Origin of the sequence: Lacticaseibacillus chiayiensis (assembly GCF_004123795.1) — a bacterium.
Lineage (GTDB): Bacteria > Bacillota > Bacilli > Lactobacillales > Lactobacillaceae > Lacticaseibacillus > Lacticaseibacillus chiayiensis.
Window position 1 is genome coordinate 33,881 of record NZ_MSSM01000007.1, and the last position, 22,701, is coordinate 56,581.

At 45.6% G+C, this 22,701-nt stretch carries 17 protein-coding genes, 1 other RNA gene, 2 pseudogenes and 1 other annotated feature; of the genes and pseudogenes, 6 read left to right on the forward strand and 14 right to left on the reverse strand.

Translation table 11 applies throughout. The features are described from left to right. Positions 1-12 precede the first annotated feature (12 nt). From dnaX to mprF, 6 genes are all read right to left on the reverse strand, one after another. Entirely contained in the window at positions 13-1,713 is a 1,701-nt protein-coding gene (gene dnaX, locus BVJ53_RS04135; protein ID WP_129301286.1) for a DNA polymerase III subunit gamma/tau, read from the reverse strand. A 204-nt stretch (positions 1,714-1,917) separates the two neighbouring features. Continuing rightward, positions 1,918-2,004, reverse strand: an RNA gene (ffs, locus tag BVJ53_RS04140) — signal recognition particle sRNA small type. Between the two features lie 16 nt (positions 2,005-2,020). Further along, positions 2,021-2,500: a tRNA adenosine(34) deaminase TadA gene (tadA, locus tag BVJ53_RS04145; RefSeq protein ID WP_129301304.1), complete on the reverse strand. Its 480-nt coding sequence runs from the start codon at positions 2,498-2,500 to the stop codon at positions 2,021-2,023. A gap of 314 nt (positions 2,501-2,814) precedes the next feature. Next, positions 2,815-3,141, reverse strand: a complete 327-nt coding sequence (locus BVJ53_RS04155) for a hypothetical protein (protein WP_129301288.1) — start codon at positions 3,139-3,141, stop codon at positions 2,815-2,817. A gap of 57 nt (positions 3,142-3,198) precedes the next feature. Further along, a complete protein-coding gene (locus BVJ53_RS04160) occupies positions 3,199-3,795 on the reverse strand; it encodes a class I SAM-dependent methyltransferase (RefSeq protein ID WP_129301289.1) in 597 nt (198 codons plus the stop codon). 86 nt (positions 3,796-3,881) lie between these two features. Continuing rightward, positions 3,882-6,491: a bifunctional lysylphosphatidylglycerol flippase/synthetase MprF gene (gene mprF, locus BVJ53_RS04165; RefSeq protein WP_129301290.1), complete on the reverse strand. Its 2,610-nt coding sequence runs from the start codon at positions 6,489-6,491 to the stop codon at positions 3,882-3,884. A 304-nt stretch (positions 6,492-6,795) separates the two neighbouring features. On the opposite strand from mprF, the gene BVJ53_RS04170 reads away from it, so the two are divergent. The 3 genes and pseudogenes from BVJ53_RS04170 to prsA form a co-directional block, all read left to right on the forward strand. Then, entirely contained in the window at positions 6,796-7,209 is a 414-nt protein-coding gene (locus BVJ53_RS04170) for a transcriptional regulator (RefSeq protein WP_129301291.1), read from the forward strand. A 112-nt stretch (positions 7,210-7,321) separates the two neighbouring features. Further along, entirely contained in the window at positions 7,322-8,257 is a 936-nt protein-coding gene (locus BVJ53_RS04175; RefSeq protein WP_129301292.1) for a LacI family DNA-binding transcriptional regulator, read from the forward strand. A 40-nt stretch (positions 8,258-8,297) separates the two neighbouring features. Beyond that, positions 8,298-8,457 (forward strand): annotated as a pseudogene (gene prsA, locus BVJ53_RS15285) (peptidylprolyl isomerase PrsA); the annotation flags it as partial. A gap of 162 nt (positions 8,458-8,619) precedes the next feature. On the opposite strand, the gene rplL reads toward prsA, so the two are convergent. Both rplL and rplJ read right to left on the reverse strand, forming a co-directional pair. Next, a complete protein-coding gene (gene rplL, locus BVJ53_RS04185; protein ID WP_010492057.1) occupies positions 8,620-8,988 on the reverse strand; it encodes a 50S ribosomal protein L7/L12 in 369 nt (122 codons plus the stop codon). Between the two features lie 41 nt (positions 8,989-9,029). Beyond that, positions 9,030-9,536 carry a 50S ribosomal protein L10 gene (gene rplJ / locus BVJ53_RS04190; RefSeq protein WP_129301293.1) on the reverse strand — a complete coding sequence of 169 codons (507 nt, stop codon included), beginning with the start codon at positions 9,534-9,536 and terminating at the stop codon, positions 9,030-9,032. A 31-nt stretch (positions 9,537-9,567) separates the two neighbouring features. Next, positions 9,568-9,691 (reverse strand) — a sequence feature (ribosomal protein L10 leader region). Between the two features lie 166 nt (positions 9,692-9,857). On the opposite strand from rplJ, the gene BVJ53_RS04195 reads away from it, so the two are divergent. Next, entirely contained in the window at positions 9,858-11,090 is a 1,233-nt protein-coding gene (locus BVJ53_RS04195; RefSeq protein ID WP_129301294.1) for an MFS transporter, read from the forward strand. Positions 11,091-11,206: 116 nt separating this feature from the next. Here the strand turns inward: BVJ53_RS04195 and BVJ53_RS04200 are convergent, their stop codons facing one another. Both BVJ53_RS04200 and BVJ53_RS04205 read right to left on the reverse strand, forming a co-directional pair. Then, positions 11,207-12,028 (reverse strand): hypothetical protein, encoded by an 822-nt coding sequence (locus tag BVJ53_RS04200; RefSeq protein WP_129301295.1) that lies wholly within the window; start codon positions 12,026-12,028, stop codon positions 11,207-11,209. Continuing rightward, positions 12,021-12,551 carry a hypothetical protein gene (locus tag BVJ53_RS04205; RefSeq protein WP_129301296.1) on the reverse strand — a complete coding sequence of 177 codons (531 nt, stop codon included), beginning with the start codon at positions 12,549-12,551 and terminating at the stop codon, positions 12,021-12,023. The genes BVJ53_RS04200 and BVJ53_RS04205 overlap by 8 nt, the downstream gene beginning before the upstream one ends. Positions 12,552-12,807: 256 nt before the next feature. Here BVJ53_RS04205 and BVJ53_RS04210 point away from each other — a divergent pair, with 256 nt between their 5' ends. Continuing rightward, a complete protein-coding gene (locus BVJ53_RS04210; protein WP_129301297.1) occupies positions 12,808-14,028 on the forward strand; it encodes an MFS transporter in 1,221 nt (406 codons plus the stop codon). A 212-nt stretch (positions 14,029-14,240) separates the two neighbouring features. Here the strand turns inward: BVJ53_RS04210 and BVJ53_RS04215 are convergent, their stop codons facing one another. The 3 genes from BVJ53_RS04215 to BVJ53_RS04225 form a co-directional block, all read right to left on the reverse strand. Then, a complete protein-coding gene (locus tag BVJ53_RS04215; protein WP_129301298.1) occupies positions 14,241-15,797 on the reverse strand; it encodes a glycosyltransferase family 4 protein in 1,557 nt (518 codons plus the stop codon). A gap of 13 nt (positions 15,798-15,810) precedes the next feature. After that, entirely contained in the window at positions 15,811-17,328 is a 1,518-nt protein-coding gene (locus BVJ53_RS04220) for a glycosyltransferase (RefSeq protein ID WP_129301299.1), read from the reverse strand. A gap of 464 nt (positions 17,329-17,792) precedes the next feature. Then, positions 17,793-19,373, reverse strand: a complete 1,581-nt coding sequence (locus tag BVJ53_RS04225; protein WP_158280561.1) for a GW dipeptide domain-containing protein — start codon at positions 19,371-19,373, stop codon at positions 17,793-17,795. Between the two features lie 876 nt (positions 19,374-20,249). On the opposite strand from BVJ53_RS04225, the pseudogene BVJ53_RS15560 reads away from it, so the two are divergent. Then, a pseudogene (locus BVJ53_RS15560) lies at positions 20,250-21,604 on the forward strand (IS4 family transposase). 313 nt (positions 21,605-21,917) lie between these two features. Here the strand turns inward: BVJ53_RS15560 and BVJ53_RS14935 are convergent. Further along, positions 21,918-22,701 (reverse strand): LPXTG cell wall anchor domain-containing protein (locus tag BVJ53_RS14935; protein WP_158280562.1); only part of this gene is annotated, 784 nt, incomplete at its 5' end.

A 22,701-nucleotide genomic window follows, 5' to 3' on the forward strand; every position in this document is an offset into this window, starting at 1 on the left:
GATCATCCTTTTCTAGTCATTTTTGATAGTCACATTAGGTGCATCTTTACCAAAAAGTTCAGTCATCTTGTCGACAAGCGGTGACGTTTTTGGCTTGGCGTCGGCGCTTTTTCCTTTAGTCGCCGGTGCTTTAAGTTCCTGAATATAATCTTTACGGATCGTTGGCCAAACATCGCTTTGAACCAGCACGATCTTAGGCTGTTTGCCGGTCAGCTTCTGTAATCCGTTTTCCAACTCGGTCATCAGCGCGGCATCATTCATGGCCCGTTCAACCAAAATATCATAATCAAAGCTGACGATCACGCCATCAGGACTGGCGGCAACCGGCTCGCTGACTTTCATCATGGCCCGTTTAGTGATGCTCAACATCCCCAGCAAATCTGGCCAGACATCCTTTAAATTGGTTAAATCTTGCTTCGTGGCCGCGCCAAGAATGGGATAAATGGCCTTGCGGTTGACATGGCTAGCTTTGGCTTTCACATGCTTCCTTGTGCGGGTTGGCGGTGGCACTGTGCCGCCATTTGCCTCTACCCGTTTGAATTGTTCACTCAATTGTTTGACTTTAGCCGAAAGCCGGTCCAGTTTAGGTGAGTCGGCCGGCTCTGCAACTGCAGGTGCGGCAGCAGGCGTGACGGTTTCACTTAGCCGAACCGTGGCTACTTCCAAATAGATTTCTGGATGATTGGTCATTCGTAGCTGTTGCTGCGTATTGTTCAACACATCAATCATGTGATAAATCTGCGCCGGCTTGAAATTTTCACTTAAAATTTTGAACTGATCGTCTAGCAGACTCTTTTCCAAATCCCCTAGTAAAGATGGTGCTTGCTGATTGACCAGCAAATCGCGCAAGTATTCGATCAAATCTTCAATGAGTCGGCCAGCATCTTTACCCGCCGCCAGCAAATCTTCAATCATTTTTAACGCTTGGGCATGATCCTTGGCGAGCACTGCTGCCAGATACTTGCCGAGAACTGCAGTTGTAACGCCACCGGTAACGTCCAGGGCATCTTCGGTGGTAACATGATTATCGCCAAAACTCAGCACCTGATCCAAAATGGACAAAGCGTCACGCATGCCGCCTTCAGCTGCCTTAGCAATGACCTTGAGCGCAGCGTCATCATAAGTGATCTTTTTATCATCCAGGATAAAGCGCATGCGTTTCACAATGTCTTCCGGCGTAATGCGGCGAAAATCAAAGCGCTGCGTTCGGGAAATAATCGTCGCCGGAATTTTATGCGGCTCAGTGGTCGCCAGAATGAAGACCACATGTGCAGGTGGTTCCTCTAACGTTTTCAACAAAGCATTGAAGGCGCCGCTTGAAAGCATATGCACTTCATCGATGATGTAGACCTTAACGCGTGCACGCGTTGGGGCATACTTTGCCTTATCCCGAATATCACGAATTTCATCAACCCCATTATTAGAGGCCGCATCGATTTCAATTACATCGGTCAGACTGCCATCATTGATCGCCTGACAGATTTCACAGGTATTATCCGGCTCGCCATCTTTCAGATGCAGACAGTTTAACGCCTTCGCCAGAATCTTGGCAACGGACGTTTTTCCGGTTCCCCGCGGTCCGGTAAAAAGATAGGCGTGACTTGTCTGTCCGGTGATCAACGCATTCTTCAGTGTCTTGGTAATCGCATCTTGACCGATGACATCTTGAAACTGTTGCGGGCGCCAGACCCGATACAACGCTTGATAACTCACCTTAACGCCCCTTTCAACCTGTTGCGGATGCCACAGGTTCACTTGAATGCTATCAAACAATGATTTGTTTGATGTTGCCGTCTACCACTCATCGCAGAGGACGGCAAAACCTTGTTCTAGTTTACCATAGCTCGGAACAAATTTGCCTTACTTGATGGCAACAAAAACGGCCGCCTCTTGACGAGAGCGACCGGTTAATTTCTCAATAACAAAAGGCACATGACGAACTTACCTTAGTGCTGCTTCCTTCCGGACCTGACACAATTTGGAAAGTCACCATTGCCTTAAGGCCTTACGGCAAAAACCATTATACCCGACTTTTTCGCGTTTGACCAGCCTGTTTCGCAGCTTTTCGTTTTGCACGAATGGTTCGGAAAAAACTTTGCAGCAGTTCGGCGCTGGCCTCGGCTTTGACCCCGCCAACCACGGCAACTTGATGGTTAAACCGCGAATCTTCCAGTAAGTTGTAGAAAGTTCCGGCGACACCTGCCTTGGGATCGGTTGCGCCAAAATAGCACGTGGCAACCCGGGCATTGATCATCGCTCCGGCACACATGGGACAAGGCTCCAGTGTGACAAATAGCTGACAATCTTCCAGACGCCAGGTACCAAGTTTACGGCAGGCTGCCTGAATGGCGATGATTTCGGCGTGTTGCGTTGCATCTTGGGAAGTCTCACGCAGGTTATGGCCCCAGCCGATAATCTGGCCATCATGAACAACTACAGCGCCAATCGGCACCTCGCCAATCGCAGCGGCTTTTTTTGCTTCGGCTAGTGCGGCATCCATATATTGGTTTATATCTGATTCTACGGTCTCGGCCACGTAAAACTTGCCTCCATTTTTACGAGAGGACTAATTGTCGTGCCAAACTCCGCAATCTCCAGCCAGCTGGAGTAGCGACGCGAAGCTAGAGCGGTGGACACAGCTGAGCCCCATCTACCTACGATTGCTCCGCCTTGGCACTCACGTTTTAATCCATCGTTACACAAAAAATATAAACACTAAAGGCGATCGTAGTCCCAAAATTCGCGGACCCGATCGTCTTTGTTAGGCTTGAATGATGCACTGTGCAAACTCGATGATAATCACCATTCAATTGTTTAGCGATTCAAAGCGCTCTTTAACCGATCAAGCGCAGCCATGCCTTGTTCGCGTGCCGATCCGGCGTATTCGGTGGCGCTGTCTTTGAGGCTGCGCAGCTTGTCGCTGACCCGGAGCAGACTGGCAACGTCTTCGTCACTCAGTTTATCCAGAATGCTCTGAACCCGATCGCTGTCGCCGAAAATCTTCTTCACAAAGCCTTCAACCTGCTTGCGTTGTTGCCTGCGTTCAAAATATTCTGTCACACTTTTGGCACAAACAAACGCACCGGTTGCAAGGACGGCCGCCGCAATGGCACCTGCTGCTAAGTACTTAGATTTAGTCATATGAATCTGCTCCTTTCTATCCTTACTACGAGTTTACCACGTCAAGTATTGAAACTGTTATTTACTCGCCTTAAGAATGTAATAACCATGCTCTTTTCTAATGATTTCTGCCGTTTTATAAGTCGCTTTCATTAACTTCAAGGCTGATGGTGCGCCTTGTTTCTTTTGGATTACCGCGAATAACTGGCCACCTGGCAACAAATGTTCGGCTGCTCCGGCAAGAATCCCGGAAACAATTGTTTTTCCGGCTCGAATCGGCGGATTGGTGACGATGACGCCGAACTGTCCGTCAATTTGGTCGTACATTGAGCTTTCGAGGATCGTCACATTGGCAATCCCATTATCAGCAGCATTTTGCTTGGCTAACGCAAGTGCCCGTTCATTCACATCGCTCATGGTAATTTGCCGCTCTGGAAAATGCTTGGCCAGCGCAAGTCCAATTGGCCCGTAACCCGCACCCACGTCCAATATCGACCCCTCAGGCAAAGATGCCGCTAAAACACTGGCTATCAAAACCCGGCTGCCGAAATCAACCGTATGTTTTGAAAACACACCACTATCGGTCGTAAAGCGTAAAACGTGTCCTCCAAGTTCAAAATCAAAACTGTGTTCGTCATGGGCTAAATCAGGATCGTTCGTATAATAATGCTGCATGGATAAGCCGCCTTCCTATTTGCCTAGCACTATCAGTATTTTACACGTGAGGGCTACTTTTTCGCACTTTTATTCGTATTAACTGGCTACTTATCGATTCCTTGACCGAGACGGCTGACCCACGCCAATCGTTTCGGCCACCAATTGTTAGAAGTCGTGAAGGTCACTTTTTGGTTCACGACCATCATAATTTGCAATAGCGTGAAGAGTAATGACGTCCGCTTACGATAAGCAACGTATTTTGGTACCCACTCGGTCACATACTTATTTTTATAGGAACGCAACCCTTGGAATCCGTAAAACCGATAGCCATACTCGTACACCAGATGGGCAATTTTTTCTTCAACAAAGGAATAGGTCGACGTCCCGACATTCGCCAACGGTGCCATCCCCATATTAAAGTACTTGTAGCCGCGATCCTTTGCCAACCGGAACAGATTGATAAAGACCTCGTCCATAATACCAGACGGTGCATCGGCACTTGAGCGCATCAAATCAATGCTCGTGACTTCATGATTACCACTTGGCATGTCTGACGCAAACGCCACAATTTTTCCTTCTGGGCTATGCACCACTGCAATTGGAGCCTCATTCAGATAATGCTCGTCAAAAAATCCCAGACTAAAGCCTTTCTCACTGCGCCCGTCTAACCAAGAGTCAGACACGGTCTTTAATTCGTGCATTAAGGTGTCATCAAACGGTGGCTTAAGCAACTCGACGGTATAGCCTTCCCGCTCAAACTTATGCATCAAGGCGCGTTCGCCTTTGCGTTTTGTGCCAACCAGCGTGAAGGTCGTCACATCGACATAGCCTTCTTCACCAAACTTCATAAAATCAAACCCGAACTCATGCAGCTTCATCGTTAAGTTTTCATTGATTTCATAGAACACGAGCGACATATCCTGCTTATCGGCTTCTTTCATGAAATCGTCGATCGCAGCGGCCATCTGGGACTCATCCCCAATCGGCTCGCCCATGATTACCAACTTGTCCGCCTTCTTCTTGAACTGGAAGAAAACCCGATCCTCGCCATCGACTTGATAAAATCGTAATGATTTATCGCGCATCAAAGCTAGGTGGCTAACTTCATTGCCACCATATTTTTCAACCACTGCCTTCAACCGGTCCTCGTCATAAGGATCAGCCAAGTCTTTGGTCGGCGCCGATAGATATCGAAAGATTAAATAGACCGTCAACGCTGCGAGCATGACACCGATCAGGGTTGTAAAGAACATGCGCTCCGATGGGAAAAGAAACACATCCGGCACCCGACGATGGTGAATTGCCGGCGCATTGTAAAACGCAGCAAACGCATAAAAGATAAAAGTCATGCCAAATACCGCACCGTCAATCAGCTTATTCCCCCACGATAATGCGAGACGCTCACGGGTTAGCTCACGACGCGTCAGGATTAACGCCACGACGACCAGTACCAGGAAAAGGATAAACCGTAAATGATTGTCTTCGCGCAAGGAGGCTACCATCGCGACAATCAAAACGATCACTGTCGGCCAATAAGCCCGCTTCACGCGACTCGCTATGCCGCGCCCGAATCCGAGAATCAAAAAGGCGACAACCACATTGGTGACTCGATCCAGGAATAGGAAAGTATATGGATAAAGTCGCTGATAAAGTGTGTTGCGAAAAGCAAGATCCGGCGCAACACCACGCAATAGCAGCATAATCCCTGAAAAGTACAGGAATACGACCAGAAAACCAAATGCTGCCTTCCGAATCAGTTGAACCGGTAAACCTTCAAGATAAGCATTCAGTCGTTTCCCTGCATCCTGCGCAAATAGGCCAGCACCGATCAGAAACGGAATCACATAGTAAAACAGCCGATAAAACAGAAGCCAAACAACCGCAACGTTACTATCGAGTCCCATTTGACCAAGCTCGACAATCATTAAGACGTCAAATGAGCCCAAGCCGCCGGGCACCATTGAAACAACCCCGATAACATTAGCCACCATGAACAACGGCAAGATCGACAGCAACGGCACATGCACTTCAAGAAAATAACCGATCAGCAGAAAGAAAGCGGCACAACTGCCCCACTCAAGAAAGGAACCCAAAGTTAAGCGCAGCTGCCGCTTCAATGGCATGTCTGCGAAAAATTCACTATTCCGAAAATGGGTTACCAACATCAATAACGGAAAATAAGCGGCACCACCAACCAGCCAAATCCAGTAATTCGAAAATTCTGCGCCGATACCGAAAACGAAAATAACCACAATGCCAATCATGGACCACAATGACAGACCAGCCAGCAAAAACAACGCAATTTTTGAAATGGCAAATAGAACCTGCTTTTGCGTCGCCTTTTCATGGTAAAAATTAGCGCGCAAGCTGGCACCCAATAAGCCGCCAAAACCGGCAATATTGGTAAAGGTATTGACAATCCAGCCGGACTTCACAACATACCTGCGTTTATAATGGCCCGGCAGCAGTTCCGTGATCACAAAATCATAAGTCAGCATTGGTGTGACGGCAATCAAGCCAACCACCAACAAAATCAACAAAGAGATCGGACTTTGAGTAGTGAGACTGGCGCGCATCTGTTCGCCATTTAGATCCTGACTAATTCGCCCGACTTCAAAAATCACAAACACCAGGACTGCCAACACAAATAGCACCTTTAGCGTTGTGAGATGTTTTTTTAAAAAAGTACCGACTTCCCGAAAGAGTCTCTTCATTTTTTTGTGTCCTCCGTGCCTGTCTTCTCATTCATTATAGGGAAAACCTGCGTCAGTCGCACTCATTCTGACTTTTTTGTAAGACAGTGTAAGATTGCACTGACAGTTAAAAGCACTACCAAAATTTTTGAATAAAAACGCTTGACCTGAAACGCGTTACACAAATTACACTGTGTTTGCAGTAAGGAAATAACAAATAGGTACGATCACCATCGAAAAATCCATTGTTACACCAGTTGTTGTACCAATGCAAATCACATCTGTTAATGAAAGTCCCAGAACGATTCATTAAGGAGGTTCCATCATGTTAATGCAAACACATTTTTATCCAGAACTTTCCGTCTATCAAGACACGCAAATCGGAGCTTTGAAAGCCATCGCACTGAAGTTGACGAACGATTATGATTTTGACTATCAGGAAGTATTGAGTTCGTTGCTTGCCAGTGCTGCGGAGTCAACTCAGACAATCGGTGACCAGGTGGTGCTGACGTATGGTCATGTCAGCGCACTGACCGAACCGCTTGTGATCGGCTTTGATTTTGGCAAACAGCTTCCATGGGCGGCTAATCACCGAATCAGTGGCGCCGTGGTGTTGCTTGTGCCGGTTGCAACCGATGATGTTACCATCCACGAGTGGCTGGCAACCATTGCGGCAGCTAATGATCCCGACCAAACCCTGGAAAGCATGACCCAAAGCGCTACCGCAGCGATTGCCTAAAAGGTGTTCAATGCAATAAGCCGACATGCCTGGTGGTGCTATCCACCAGCCGCATGCCGGCTTTTGCCTGTTGTAAAAGCGGCTCTGTTATACTGAATACGGAGATGATGATATGGCAAATATTCACGATATTGCGCGGCTTTCAGGCTATTCAACGGCAACGGTTTCCCGTGTCTTGAATCGCCATCCTTATGTCTCGACTTCAGCACGTGCCAAAATCCAATCAGTGATTGATAAGCTAGATTACGTCCCCAGCACCATGGCGCAAAACCTGAGCGCTGGTAAAACGCGCACGATTGGTGTTATTTTGCCACACACCGACCATCCCTATTTCCAGCAGTTGGTTGCCGGCATTCTCAACGCCGCAATGGCCGGCAACTACCACGCCGTTATACTGCCTTCACGATATGACCAGAAACTCGAAGAAACCTACCTCGAAGCGCTACGTCGGCAAGCGTATGATGGTCTTATCTTCACATCCCATGGACTTAGTCTGACAACCATTGCTTCTTACCAAAAATATGGTCCCATCGTCGTTTGCGAAAACCCTGGCCGCATCAAACTAGCCGCCGCGTACGCTGATCGCACCCCCGCTTACCAAGCAGCTTTTAGATGGATGCAAAAACACGACTATGTCAAAATCGGGTTACTGTTAAGCCGTCCGTACGCGCAAAGTGCCACTAGTAAGCTGACCATTAATAGTTACGTAAGCGTTTTTAAGCAGCGGCCCCAGCACGCAATGGTTGTCTACCAAATGCGAACCTTTCAAGATGGTTATCAAGCCGGTGCCAAATTGGCGCCACAACATCCCGATTTTATTCTCGGTAATGGGGATGATATTGCAGCCGGCGTACGCCAATATTTTGTTGATCATCATCTCCCCATCCCACCACTGATGGGTCAGGAAAATCAGCTTTCCAGTCATTTATTGAACATGAGCACCATTGATCACCACGTCATGGCAATCGGCGCAGCGGCGTTAAAGCTGGCATTACGCGCAGAAATAGCGCAAACGGTGATTCAGTCGGACTTAATTCTTCGCCATTAACCTTTAGTCGCCAGCGCTCATCAACCTATAAAGCAATCCAAAAACGCAATCAGTCAGTGTTTACGCAAAATGGTCGCGTAACACCAGCGTCGTGCAGCGGGTTATTAGTCAGGTGTTGAAATACCAGTACGTGACAATCAAAGATAAAGATCTCTCGGACGGTCCTGGATAGCTACAAGCAAATTGTCGCAAAGGAATAACTCATATGGATCCTTGTTAAGGTAGGGACTTTTACCTCGAAGCTTATGGTACCGATTCCATAAAACCAGTCAATTCATCCACATCAAAAAAGCACCCTGCTCAACCACAGCCTTCATAACCGACTGTATTGAGCAAGGTGCCTTTTTGAAAATGAAGCTTAATTATTTGAGTGTTACCGTTGCGCCAACTTCTTCAAGCTGTTCCTTGATCTTGTTAGCGTCGTCTTCAGACAAGCCTTCCTTGATAACCTTAGGAGCGGCGTCAACCAGACCCTTGGCATCCTTCAGACCTTGGCCAGTGATCTCACGAACAGCCTTGATAACCTTAACTTTTTCTTGGCCGGCTTCGGTCAATTCAACGTCATAGGTATCCTTGGTAGCTGCAGCATCGCCACCAGCAGCGGCACCGGCAGCAACAGGAGCAGCTGCCTTAACACCGAATTCATCTTCGATTGACTTAACTAAGTCATTGAGTTCCAAAATGGAAGCATCTTTAAGTTGTGCAATGATGCCATCTACATCTAAAGCCATGTTTGTTTCCTCCGTTTTTTCAAATAGTTTGTAACGTCATATTATGCAGCAGGTTCTTCGTCTTTGGCTTCTGCAACTGCTTTAACAACAAGTGCAAAGTCGCGGACAGGTGCCTGCAAGACAGAAGCAAGTTGTGACAACAGACCTTCGCGATCCGGCATCTTAGACATTTCCATAATGGTGTCCAAAGAAGCAACTTTGTTTTCGATGATGCCGCCCTTAATCTTTAAAGCATCAAATTGGTCAGCGTACTTGGCCATGATGCGCGCTGGGGCAACAGGATCGTCATTGGAGAAGGCAACGGCTGTAGGGCCCTTGAAAACATCGTCCAATGCTTCGTAACCGTTGGCATCGGCGGCACGACGCAGGTAGGTGTTCTTCAAGACTTCCATCTTGACACCGGCCTCACGCAGTTCCTTACGCAATGCGGTCACTTGCTCAACCGTTAAGCCCAGATAGTCAACAACGACAGCACTGGTAGCATTCTTGAATTGTTCAGAAATCGTCTTAACGAGTTCAGCTTTTTTTGCGATAGCTTGTTCACTCATGTTTTTCACCTCCATTAGTTTGGTTGAAGTTTTCAGCAATAAAAAAACTCCATGCCTACCAAGACATAGAGGTATCTTATGTTTCCGATACCACCTCGGCAGGATGATTAAGGCTTTTACGCCCCCTGAGTCTTAGGCAGAGTGACTAATCACAAAGAATAGCGTACCATGACCCATCAAGGATGTCAAAACTATTTTTCCTCTTATTTTAAATTTTGGGACAATGTTTTTAAGTTTGCTTCATTAAACATGTCTTTCACGTTTTGTACGATTGCGTTATATTAGTTGGGTAACTATTTTTCTGAAAGGAAGTTGGCGATTTTGCCAAGTAAACTTAAAAGTCTCGAACCATGGCAGCAAAATCTGGCTGTCTTATGGCTTGGTACCTTCATCGCCGGCATGGGCTTCAGTGAGGTCTCGCCATTTATCTCATTATATGTTGACCAGCTCGGCAATTTTACAAAAGGCCAGCTCAGCATTTATTCCGGCATTACTTTTGGCGTCACATTCATGGTCGTCGCTATTGTCAGTCCGCTTTGGGGACGACTGGCGGATCGCCGTGGTCGCAAGCTCATGCTGTTGCGCTCTAGCTTAGGTATGGCAATTATTATCGGCGCCTGTGGTTTCGTGCATAACGTCTATGCCTTAATTGCATTACGCTTCTTGCAAGGGCTGGCAGCTGGCTATATTCCTAATGCCAGTGCCTTGATTGCGACCGAAACGCCGAAAGCAAAAAGTGGTACCGCAATCGGTATTCTCACCACTGGATATGTTTCCGGCAATTTAATCGGGCCAATTCTCGGCGGTCTCCTTGCGCAAACATTTTCGATCCGACTGACGTTCATCATCACCGGTGCACTACTGCTGATCGTATTTGTTCTCAGCTTGACGATGGTGCACGAACACTATACACCTGATCCGCGATTACTGAAAAAAGAAAAACGTCCGGCCTTACTTACGCAAGTCAGCAATCCTAAAGCCATCATGGTTCTTCTTGTTTCGACTGCGATTATCCAGCTGGGTAACATGTCAATCTACCCGATCATCAGCCTTTATGTAAAAGAATTAATGCATAACGTTGGACCAATCACTGTTGTTGCCGGTATTATCGCTGCACTACCCGGAATCTCCAACTTAATGTCCGCACCACGATTAGGGCAATTAGGTGATCGAATCGGATCAGGTAAAATTCTGGTTAGCGGCTTAATTTTTGCCGTCATCATGTACGTTCCCCAAGGCATCGTCAGCAGTATATGGTTGCTAGGTTTTCTCCGCCTCATGATCGGCGTTTCGGATGGCGCGCTTTTTCCAACCATCCAGACCCTGCTTTCCAAACTGACACCGGTAAGCTATACCGGAACGGTTTTCAGCTGGAATCAAAGCGCTCAGGCATTTGGTTCCATGGCCGGTTCATTGGCTGGTGGTTTTATCTCCAATATTTTCAATTACAACGGTGTTTTCATTTTCACTGCGATATGTCTCGCGCTTGACCTCGCAATGGTCCTGATCTTCATACCGCACATCTGGTCAAGTCGCCCAAAGCAACAAGAATAGCCGTTCGGTTAATCCAGTTAATAAAGGCGGCACTATATGCATAGCCGAAAAAAGGTTCCAAGACGTTAATTTGTCTTCGGAACCTTTTTGCTACGGTTTTTTAATGGCATTAAGCGTTAGTGCAAACGCAATTGCCATGTGACAAGTGGGTGCGGATCCGGAATGGCCAGTTGACCATAAACCATCCATGCATGAGGATCGGTATCATCAAATTCACCGTTGACCAGTTGATAATTCTTTTGAATAAGCGGCAATATAGCACGCATCAGTCGCAAAGTGTCGGCCTTATGCACGCCACCAAGCCATGCGCTTGTCAATTCCCCAGGCTGGTCTTCAAACCAGAACACATAGGCCAATAGGTTGTTTTCCTCAACAAGAAAACCCGGTTGATGCGGATCAGCTCCACTTAACTCTTTTTCAAATTGGGTTCGTGTTATGGTGGCAGGATTAACGGTGTGAGTGCTCAGATAATCTTGAAAACTCAGCCGAACCACAGCCTGCCACTGAGATGGGGTTAATTGAGACCGCGACTTGATGTTACTAGTGACCGGGACTGACTTTAGTGTTCGATAAGTTCCCATTGCGGTATGCCGAATGACATGAAATCCTGCACGACGCAACTGACGCACAACGGCTGGTGACTCGTCATAACTGCTAAATTGTAATCGATCGTGTTTATTGGCCATTTGCTTCAGCATCAGCATCAATTCCTTGATGTGGTAATTTCGGCCGATTACGTTAAAATAGCTTGCGTGCGCATGATACGGATTTTGCCACACCGCAATTGCATATTGCAGAGGCCCAACTTGCGGGAAGCCACGTATAATTGCTGCTTTGTTCCCGAAAAGCTGCCTAGTCCATTGATCTTCGTCCTTTAGCAAAAGTTGTAACTCAGATGGTGTCACCCTTCGACCTATTTCCGGTTGCCAATCAGTCATGATTCCCGCCATCTTTCCTCCGTTCCCAGGTTCCATGCAAATGTAAGTACGCATAACCAAACCTGCAAAAGCCATAAACGATAGGCAGTATCACGCCAATCCAGAAATGATTAGTCAAGTAATACCGCGGAAGTGGGCTCATCTCCATCGCTGCTTCATAGGCCATTTCAATCGCAAAAATTGTTACGGCTAACATGACTGCAGACAAAACGCCGCGGGCAATTGCCATCCAAACATACTGTCGATAAACTTCGGGTGTATCAGCCTCAATGACCTGCAGACGGTAATAGTGCAAACTGACAGTATTCATTAAGCCAATCACAACTGTCACGAGCAGCAGAATCCACGTGCTCGCCGTGATCGTTTTCAGACTATTCGCATCAATAAAAACAGCCGTTGCACTGGCAATCAGCAACATCAGCTCTGCTGTCAACATGTTATGACCCATAATTGCATCATAAGTTCGTTGCTTAAACCGATCTGTAAGTGAAATACCGTAATACCATTCCGTAATCTTCTTCATAAGACCTTGCCTTCTTCGCTTTTTTCAGTGTACGCTTTCAATCTTAACATGACGAAATCGCGCGTACCTCTGTTGCTAATAAGCTTTCAAAAATATTTTGCTTTACAAATACTTGACTTTATTGAGTTCGTGCCGTCTTGTGACATGGTTCATCAAAGTTCTTATTGACAGAAACCTGCTTTTTTGTTGAAATGAAGATCATGCAAACGGGTGTCAAGACACTAGAATTGTGAAGATTTTCATCAGGAGGATAAAAATGTCAAAGAAAGCACCGAATCATGCACGCCTAATTGTCGGCATTGGAATTGCCTGGCTATTCGATGCCATAGATGTGGGGATGTTAAGTTTCGTCATTGCCGCTTTACATAAGGAGTGGCAGCTAACCACGGTTGAAATGGGGTGGATTGGCAGTGTCAGTTCAATTGGTATGGCAGTTGGCGCCATTTTGTTCGGGATGATGGCTGATCGATTTGGCCGCAAAGCCATGCTCATTCTGACACTACTGGTTTTTTCGATTGGGAGTGGTATTTCCGCTTTTGCAACAAGTTATGGCATTTTTCTTGTTTTACGCTTCATCATCGGCGCCGGGCTTGGTGGCGAACTGCCAGTGGCTTCTACGCTGGTCTCCGAAAGCGTACCGGTCGAGAAACGCGGCCGCAGCGTTGTGTTGTTAGAAAGCTTCTGGGCGGCAGGCTGGTTACTGGCCGCCATTATCTCCTACTTCGTCATGCCGGTCTGGGGCTGGCGAGTCGCCGTTTTCGCCACCGGTCTCGCAGGTTTATACGCCTTTTACTTCCGCGAAGGTATCAACGAATCACGTACGTTTAAAAAGATGGCCCGCCCAGGCTTGGTCAAAACACTCTCGACACTATGGCATCCACCGTACGTACGCTCAACGATCATGCTGTGGATCGTCTGGTTCATGGTTGTCTTCTCTTATTATGGCATGTTCCTGTGGCTGCCAAGTGTCATGGTTCTCAAAGGCTTCAGCCTCATCAACAGCTTCGGCTATGTCCTGATTATGACGTTAGCCCAATTGCCTGGCTATTTTGTTGCCGCATGGTTAATCGAAAAATGGGGTCGCAAACTGGTTTTAAGTCTGTTCCTACTTGGCACGGCCGCCAGTGCGCTAGCTTTCGGAATGGCAACGATTCTGCCAATGTTATTGACTGCCGGCATGCTGCTCTCATTCTTCAACCTCGGCGCATGGGGTGCGTTATACGCCTACTCGCCGGAACAATATCCGACCATCGTCCGCAGCAGCGGTTCCGGTATGGCAGCCGGTATCGGTCGCATTGGCGGCATCGTGGGCCCATTACTTGTCGGCCACTTACTAAGTGCTCACTGGACAGTCACCAGCATTTTTACCATCTTCACTGCATCCATCCTCGTTGCTATCTTCGCAATCGCTTTTCTGGGTCAGGAAACGATGGGGGTAAAATTGACCGATTCAATTGAAGCTCCACAAGTGAAGTAATGAAACTTAAGTATATGATAACAGCACGGATTTCCGATCTCTTGGAACGATGCTAAACCAACTTCTTAGCATCGTCACTACGATTTGGAAATCCGTGCTGTTATTGACTGTTTACTTCATTAACCTCAATACTTGAAGCCAAAGAAGAGACGGGCATCGCCATCTCTTCCTTGTATTAACACTTGCACTCTGTAGATTCTTAAGTCTTGAAATTATAGTTCTTCTACAGCTAATACTTTTGCACGTTTCTTTGCAGCATAGTCGAACAGCTTTTGCCATTGTTCAAATGTATTGTCATCCGTAAAGCGCAATGCATTTTGATAAGCCGCCGCACTAAAGGCTGCCAACTTGTCCTTATGGGTAAGCAAATCAATGATAGCGTCAGCCAAGCCGTCAATATCGCCATTTTTAGTCAGAATACCACTTTTACCATCTTCGAGAATGTCTGCCGGTCCATAGTGGATATCATTTGCGATCATGGGTAACCCGTGGGACTGAGCTTCAATCAACGTTAACGGAAAGCCTTCAGCTCTAGATGGTAACAGTCCGACTTGTGCGCGATTATAAACCTCCGCAATATTACTGGTATATCCTTTGAAGAGAACGCTATCTTCCAGATTCATTTTCTTGACCAGCGCGCGCATCTTGTCCCCCATATCGCCATTGGAATAACCCCACAGCTCAAGCTTAGCGTCAGGAATGACCTTGAGGACCTTTGCGAACGCTTTAATTGAACTGTCTTGTTGCTTTTCTGTGGCCAAGCGCGCAACATGTACAATCAGATTATTTTCGCGTTGTGTAAAAGGGACTTTATTGGCTTCAACGTCTGCAGCTTTAACAAATGCAACCCGAATGTCAAAGACTGGCGGCTTCGTTCCCCACCGTGCCTCGACATCTTTTTTTTGGTGCGAAGATGGTGCAATAATGGCATCCCACTTATCCAAATTATTTAATGAACTTGCATAGAAGTTGTTCAACCGATCATGCATGATGTCCTTATCATCGGCTAAGTGATTATTATGCAGGTGAAATACCTTAAATGCAGGCGTCTCCATATGCCGCAGTCCCCAACTTGTTTCTGTAGTTCGATCACTAATAAACACATTATACCCGCTGTCAACTTTGTTCAGCTGATCGTAGAAAAACCGCGTTAAATCATGTATGCCGTCAAATAAATAGTCGACACCATTAAAATCGTCTAACTTATAGGAAAGCCGCTCTGTATTCGCTCGATTGAGATAATGTAACTTTTCAATTTTAACATTGCCATGCAGATCCAAGTAATGTTCCTGGAAAATATTCCCTGCGTTGTCAAAGTATTGGTTTAAGCAAAGGTACCCTCTTGGATTCCACCAACTCATTTTGGTGGTGCGACCTGCTGCATCAAAATACTGAACATTACTGACCTCACGTGGATTAGCAGCACCTTGACGTAGATAGGCAACTTGATAAAGTTTATTTTTTTTCAGATAAGTAATCTTATTGTCTTCTGGCTTCTGGGTGATCTCATCATCAATGGCAACAACATCGTCAACAGTTGTCACTTTCTTTTCAACATGGGTAGTGCCACAGAAATAATCAAAAAGGTTAACAAAGTGTTCATCGCTGATTTTGGCATCAGCAGTCACATCGTGCAAATTCATAGCAAAAACACGGGTGACGATTTTCGCCGGTACCTGATGCTGATTGAATAAGTTGAGGCGCTGGATTTCCGCACCTTCAATACCTGATTTAGCGAACTGCATATTTTCATTTAAAAAATAATACATGACCTGACCTCCATTACAAACCTAAAACCTGCTGCCATTGTTTGTAAACATTGTTTTCATCTAAGTGATGGCTGACATTTTCAAGTGCTTTTTTGCCAAACTCTGCCCGCTTCTCCGGGTTCTGCAATAAATCAACAATGAGATTGGCCATGATTGCCAAATCATTGTTGGCAACCAAATAACCGTCTTCTTTATTGGCAACCTCATCGCTGGGACCGTAGTGAAACCGATAGCTGATAACTGGCAGGCCATGCGCCTGAGCTTCCAGCAAGGATAAGGGACCCCCATCAGTAGCAGCAGTATTCAGCAACATCGTGTATTGACCATAACGCTTATCCAAATCCGTTACGTAACCTTTAAAATGAACCTGTTTGTCGACTTTCAGATCCTTAGCCAATTCTTCAAGTTTCTTTTGATAGTTAGGATCACCATAGCCATAAAGATCGAGTTCAACCCCAGCGACCTTATTGTTAACCAGATCTAATGCTCGGATCATCTGATCAAGCTGCCGTTCTTCAGCAATTCGACCCACATACATCAATTTATTATTATCAGGGCTGGTCGTCGCTTTCGATGCGTTCTGCGGCAACTCATTGGGATCGACTGTTACCGCCGGAATAGCCGTCACTTTAGCTGTTGGAAAACGTTTCACAATGGCATCCCTCTGACTTGGGGTCTGAACAATGAAGCCATCGGTCTTGGTCGGGTCAGCAAATGCAGGCTTTAGGAATCCATCTAAGGGGTCCGTTTGCGGATTGCCATTGTTCATGACGTGATTGATTGGAATATAAATAAACTTTTTTGCAGGTTGTTGCATGTTCTTTAGTGGTAATACACCGACCCCTGGACGATCGCTGATGAAAATCGTCTCACTCGGATCTGCCTCAGCCAGCTTATCTAAGAAATACGTAAACAGGCCATTCAGATCATCAAACTTACGATCCTTCAAAATGTTCTCGCCTTTCAAGACAACTCGCGAGGGATGCATGTTTTCCACCTTGTTACCAGCGTAATAAATCTCAATAACCGTTTTGCCATGTAAATCATAGTATCGCTCAAATGTCAGTAAACCATCACGACCAAAGTACTGTGTAGCTGATCTAAAACCACGTGCATCCCATAGATCACGTTCAACTTCATTGCCTTGATCATCTAAATAATTCTGGTAAAAGACGTGTCCAAATGTTTCTGGTATGTAACCCACTTGGCGCCGAAGCCGATCACCATCTGTCACTTGACTCTGATTAGCGTCAACCGACACCTCGTCAATCGTTGGCAAATTCATTTCGTCATTAAGTATCGTCTTTTCTGGCATGTCACTAGGAATATGCTGAAAGTGATCAAACATATTCAAAACGTCTGTTTGCTCGATGCCCATTTTTTTAAGCGTGCGAACGCTTAATCGGTCAAAGTCACGAGTTAGAATGACTGCCGGTTGCTCGAAACGTTTGAATAGCGCCAAACGTTTTACTGCTGCGTGTTCAACGCTCGAGTTTTTCTGTAACAGATATTCATCTAAGAAAAAAATCATTTTGTTCTCCACCATCCCACAATAATATAGACAAAGCGAAAACTGCTCAACTATTTAGGATTCTTCAATATCTATCAGTCCTAAAGTCGAACACGACGATATAACAGCAATCATTTTTATATACCATAACATTAATATAACACATTCAAGTTGCTTTCACACCAGGAACCTCCAACAATATTATAAATAGATTTGCGGCCCCGAGCTCATCCCATTGTTGCCATCCACAAATGTTAAAGGATTGCGATGATGTATCGCTACTAGTCTGTAAAGAACTTGATACTATCCATTTTACACTAATGACCGGCCTATTATCGGCATCCCTTGCTAGCTGCAACCACTGCTTAACTCCAAGTATCAATCATTTCCCTTTGTGTATGATACATAGTCCGCGACAACAAGTGAATAATGCAACAGCGCTTTATGTCCTTCTGAGTAAAACGCTCGGATCAATTATTTAACCATTAATTAATTACGAACCATCTACCACCATTAAACGCACGGAGACTGGATTGTTCATTATTTGGCTGACCAACGTAGGTCCATCCTAAGCTTCGAATGAATCTAATTGCATCAACCATCGTCTTTGGAATTGTGTTGTAATTATCACTCCTACCATCTGACGCGATATACATCAAGTTAGATGGCGTCGTATAAAATGACCATGAAGCTCCGTCCGCGCCAGAATGACCTAACCCAAGTGCATGCCCGATTTCATGTTCGATGATGTTGGCGGTACCTTGACTATCAATATATTTGTTTGTTATGAGGCTTGCCGCACCCGTGGTATTAAGTTCTATGGTAACAATATTTGCCGAGCCATAATGTACTGTTGACGCCCAAGAATTAGGGTTGGCTAAACTCTTTTCTTCAAAATTAATATTCACATTCGAAGGGGAGTCCGCCTTTTCAAAAAGTCCGGGAATTTCTGAGTTCCATTTATCGATGGCAGCTTGGATTTCATTAGCTAAAGGATCATCGGTCTCAATCCAGTACTTAATTGCCCCATTTGAACCATTTCCAATGAGGCCTTCATAGGCAGTTTTGTACCCGTCTTGACCAAAGCTCAGCGCATCCTTGTCAACCCAGTACCAATTTATGTTGTCATTCGAAATATGAACAGCTGTAGTTTTTGTGCCGCTTGGATTTAAGATTGTTTCTACTTCATTGGCCAAATAATATGTTCCGACCAGGTTACTTGAATATCCCAAGATATGTCCGTTGCCAAATGTATCCTCATATATTGGGTAATCAGTTACTGTTGGCTTTATCGTATATATTCTACTGCCATCACTCCGAAAATCTTGCCAGTATGACGGGTCTGACCCGTCAACTTGATACTTCTCCTTGGACAGAACTTGATAAGTAACCGCTAATGAATTCTTGTCCACCCAATACGAGGAATTGTCAGGCAATGTAACTAAGACAGCTATTACACCGTTACCGCGATCAATTTCACGGGTAACTGTCACTGTTTGTCCAACATAATTTTTGCCATTCACGTTAGAAAAATAAGTTAAGGTATCCCAAGGTTGTGAGCATAGATTCCAATCAGCAACGACTTTCGCTTTATAGCTAACAATCTTCGCGTTAGGCAAATTCAACGCAGGACCATTCTGATAAATATCCGAGGTGATCGTTAGACTGTGGTCATCCACCCAGTAAGATTTCCCAGATGGCAAAGTAATAAGGTCAGCATATGTTGAGAAATCCTTAACACGTTCACTAATTGTCACCTTTGTCCCTATGTAGTTGGCGCCAATCACTGAACTGTAATATCCAATCGTTTGATACCCAGGTTCTGTAAAGGGCTTGTCAAGTAAGTTCCAGTTGTGCTTCACCACTGCCTTGTAGTTAACCTTTGTTGCTGTTGGCACATCATAGGCGGGACCATCTTTAAAAACATCTGTTTCATTCTCATCAGCTTGAACTGTCTGAGGAACCAATGATGTTTGTAGATTTAACCAAGATCCGGAAAATGCCATTAATATAATCACAATTATATTAACAATTCTGTTAGTACTTTTCGAACGACCTCCAACCATCGTCATCACTCCTTAAAAGTTAAAACAATTTACATGATTCACGTAGCATACTCGCCCTAAAGCTCAATAAATTGATCTTCAAACAATGACCTCTGCCGCCCCAATAGATTCTCACAGAAAACAATGACTGCCTGGACGAATCAATCGAAAGAGAAGTTTTAGCCAACCGAAAAGTAAGTATCATCGACGTATTGACACGCAAAAAGTTCACTAATTAATAACAAATAAATTACACGATTTTATTTTATATCTTTTTTAATATTTAGTCAACACGATATTAATATTAGACTTTATTGTAATAATAGCTAACTAACCTATAATGATGACCAATTCGAGAGACCAAGTGTTATCATCGACTTCTTGTTGACAAGTTATGTCGCTCTGGCTGATAGTCAATTTTGAAATTAAGGGCAAGTTTTACGTTACTAGTTAAAACAATGTTTGTTTAAAAGGGATCCTGCTTGATATTGATGGCTGTTTTCACAGTACTCGCGCCACCACTTAAACATTTGAAACAACTATGCTATTGTCTCAGTTCCGATTAACAATGAAAACTATCAGACCATTTATCAAGAGTTGGACTATCACGTACGGTCGTGGAGCGATCATTATTGTGTGATTATGCTTTTGGAACATTGCTGCTCCATCCTTTTCTATATTGCGAGGGGGCCACCTTGAGTACCTATCAAAAAAATTACCCCTATTACTGGAATTTACAAATGCAACCTAATACGACATTTTACCTGAAACTTGAAAGCTGATTTAAGTCTCAAAGTCCTGTTGTTATAAGCCTTTTTAGCCAAAAAATAAACGCAAGGATTCCTCACGTTGTATACTCTAGGCGTCTAAACCAAGATACAAAGGAGCCCTTGCGCTGTGAGTATTATAGAACATAATCGGGATAAAATGAGCCTTCAAAATACAATTTGTGATTTTCTTGCGATTTGCCACTTTTCTGGTCTGACACGGATGGTTAACTATCACCGCCATACCCAGGTTTCGTTCAAGGAGATTGTTGAGTGGCTCATTAAGGTTAAGTTTTTGGGTCGTTCGCTTTATCGGGCGCCAGAAACGTCTGCTTTTACCAGTCGCACTGCACGCAACGTGCTGAATGATGCACGGATCAACTGGCAACGATTGATCTGTTTACTGGCAAAAGCACTCATCAAGTATCTGAAACCATTTATCGATCATCGTCGTCGCTTTGCTTTCATTCTTGATGACACGCTGTTTTCTCGCATTTTCTCAACCAAGACCGAGCTGTTGGCACGAGTGTTCGATCATGATAAACATTGCTATCTCAACGGTTTTCGGGCACTGACTTTAGCATGGAGCGATGGCAACACGTTGTTTATTGTTAACTTCGCCTTAATGTCCAGCAAAAACAAGCAACATCGAATTGGCTCAAGCCAAAACCGATGATCAGTGTTCCATCGCTGGAAAACGGCGCTATCAAGCACAACAAAAGATGACCGATGTTGCCATAGCGTTGGTTCACCAAGCACTAAAGGTTGGCGTGGAGGCCAAGTATGCGTTGTTTGACAGTTGGTTTAGCTCACCCCTCATGTTCTGGCGATTGTCCAAACTTGGTTTAACTGGTATTGGCATGATCAAGCGATCCAAGAAAGTTTACTACCAGTATCGTCACCGACATGAGACTGTCAAAAGCCTCTATGACCGGTTGCGTCGTGCGCATCGCCGGCAGCGGAACCATTATTTGTATAGCGTGATCGTCCAGGCGCATGTCGAGACTGATCAGCACACCCAGGAGTTTCCCTTGAAACTGGTTTACGTCACCAATCGTAAGCACAATGGCACCTACTTAGTCTTAGCGACCACAGATACCAGTTTGACACCGGATGAAATTGTGCAGCTTTACGGTCGGCGTTGGCAGATCGAAGGTTACTTCAAAGTGGCCAAACAATATCTGCGTTTAGAGCGGTCACAGATTCAAAACTATGACGGGCTCTGTGGCCATTTAGCGATGGTCATGACCTTATGATTTACTGGCTTGGCGGCAACGTCAAAACGAAGACGAACGCACGCTGGGAGATCTCTTTTTCACGATGAACGCCGCCTTGCCGGATATTGCGGTCGCCCAATCCATTAGTTGGTTGATTGAAGCTTTGGCAAAACTAGGACGTGACCTTATTGACGTTTCTGAAAAAGCTATAAATAACGCTATTGACCGCTTCTTTACCTTTTTACCCAAGGCCCTAGTTGATTCGTAAGCAGTCAATAACAGCACACTTTTTAGACAACACAAATCACCTGTAGAATGACCTTGTCATCGTTCTACAGGTGATTTGTGTCTTTCAGTCCGCATCTAGATCAATATTCCACGGCAAATAAGCCTGATACTGGAGGATAAAAAATCCCTTAACAGTCTGAGCAAATCAGGTTGTTAAGGCAATTTGGAACTTTCAAGTTTCATTTACGCAAAAAAGTGGTGCAAGAAACGAGTCAACGTCTCTCACACCACTCTCTTTAGTTGCGTCAAAGCTTAGTCATGTAACGATGCTTTAAAGCACTCGTCATTCATCTTTACTTCGATGCTTTATCATCCTTGCGACGTCTGGTTCCTGCAAGGCCAAACAATCCCGTTAGACTAGCTACGAGTAAACCGAGAACAGGAGCGTCTGGATCGCTTGCCTCACCAGTTTGTGGCAACGTGTGTCTGCCACTATTACCGTTTTCCGATGATGAGCCCGTCTGACCCGTTGTGCCAGCGGTTGATGGTAATGTGTTGCTGCCACCATTGCCAGTTCCTGATGATGAGCCACCCGCACTCGCTGACGAGTTGTTAGAACTCCCACCGTTATCACCGGCACCAGCGGCACTCGAGGATGAGCTTGAAGCCGCACTTGATGACGAACCTGAGGCTGAACTACTACCACCATTGCCAGATGCACTGGATGCTGAGCTTGATGATGAACCATTGCCGCCGGTATCTGGTAATACGTGATGGCTTGCGGCTGAGCTTGCGGCAGCACTCGCAGCGCTGCTTGCAGTGCTTGCAGCACTGGATGCAATCGAACTGTAGGAACTAGCAGCACTGGCCGCATTCGAAGCTACCGATGCATCGGAAGCCGCTGCACTGGCCGCATCGCTTGCAGCACTTTCAGCACTCGATGCTGCGCTAGCAGCTGAGCTTGCTGCATTGGAATAACTGCTTGCTGCACTATCGTCACCGGACTGGGCAGCACTAGATGCAGCACTGGCGGCACTGCTTGCGATACTTGCAGCACTGCTTGCCATTGAGGCAGCGCTAGAAGCGATGCTTGCTTGATGGTTTGCATCACTTGCAGCAGACGAAGCAATCGACGAC

Bases quoted from the DNA above. Each gene is read 5' to 3' on its own strand.
- tadA (WP_129301304.1), bottom strand. From the start codon at position 2,500: ATGGATGCCGCACTAGCCGAAGCAAAAAAAGCCGCTGCGATTGGCGAG.
- BVJ53_RS04155 (WP_129301288.1), bottom strand. From the start codon at position 3,141: ATGACTAAATCTAAGTACTTAGCAGCAGGTGCCATTGCGGCGGCCGTC.
- BVJ53_RS04160 (WP_129301289.1), bottom strand. From the start codon at position 3,795: ATGCAGCATTATTATACGAACGATCCTGATTTAGCCCATGACGAACAC.
- mprF (WP_129301290.1), bottom strand. From the start codon at position 6,491: ATGAAGAGACTCTTTCGGGAAGTCGGTACTTTTTTAAAAAAACATCTC.
- BVJ53_RS04170 (WP_129301291.1), top strand. From the start codon at position 6,796: ATGTTAATGCAAACACATTTTTATCCAGAACTTTCCGTCTATCAAGAC.
- BVJ53_RS04175 (WP_129301292.1), top strand. From the start codon at position 7,322: ATGGCAAATATTCACGATATTGCGCGGCTTTCAGGCTATTCAACGGCA.
- rplL (WP_010492057.1), bottom strand. From the start codon at position 8,988: ATGGCTTTAGATGTAGATGGCATCATTGCACAACTTAAAGATGCTTCC.
- rplJ (WP_129301293.1), bottom strand. From the start codon at position 9,536: ATGAGTGAACAAGCTATCGCAAAAAAAGCTGAACTCGTTAAGACGATT.
- BVJ53_RS04200 (WP_129301295.1), bottom strand. From the start codon at position 12,028: ATGACTGATTGGCAACCGGAAATAGGTCGAAGGGTGACACCATCTGAG.
- BVJ53_RS04205 (WP_129301296.1), bottom strand. From the start codon at position 12,551: ATGAAGAAGATTACGGAATGGTATTACGGTATTTCACTTACAGATCGG.
- BVJ53_RS04210 (WP_129301297.1), top strand. From the start codon at position 12,808: ATGTCAAAGAAAGCACCGAATCATGCACGCCTAATTGTCGGCATTGGA.
- BVJ53_RS04215 (WP_129301298.1), bottom strand. From the start codon at position 15,797: ATGTATTATTTTTTAAATGAAAATATGCAGTTCGCTAAATCAGGTATT.
- BVJ53_RS04220 (WP_129301299.1), bottom strand. From the start codon at position 17,328: ATGATTTTTTTCTTAGATGAATATCTGTTACAGAAAAACTCGAGCGTT.
- BVJ53_RS04225 (WP_158280561.1), bottom strand. From the start codon at position 19,373: ATGGTTGGAGGTCGTTCGAAAAGTACTAACAGAATTGTTAATATAATT.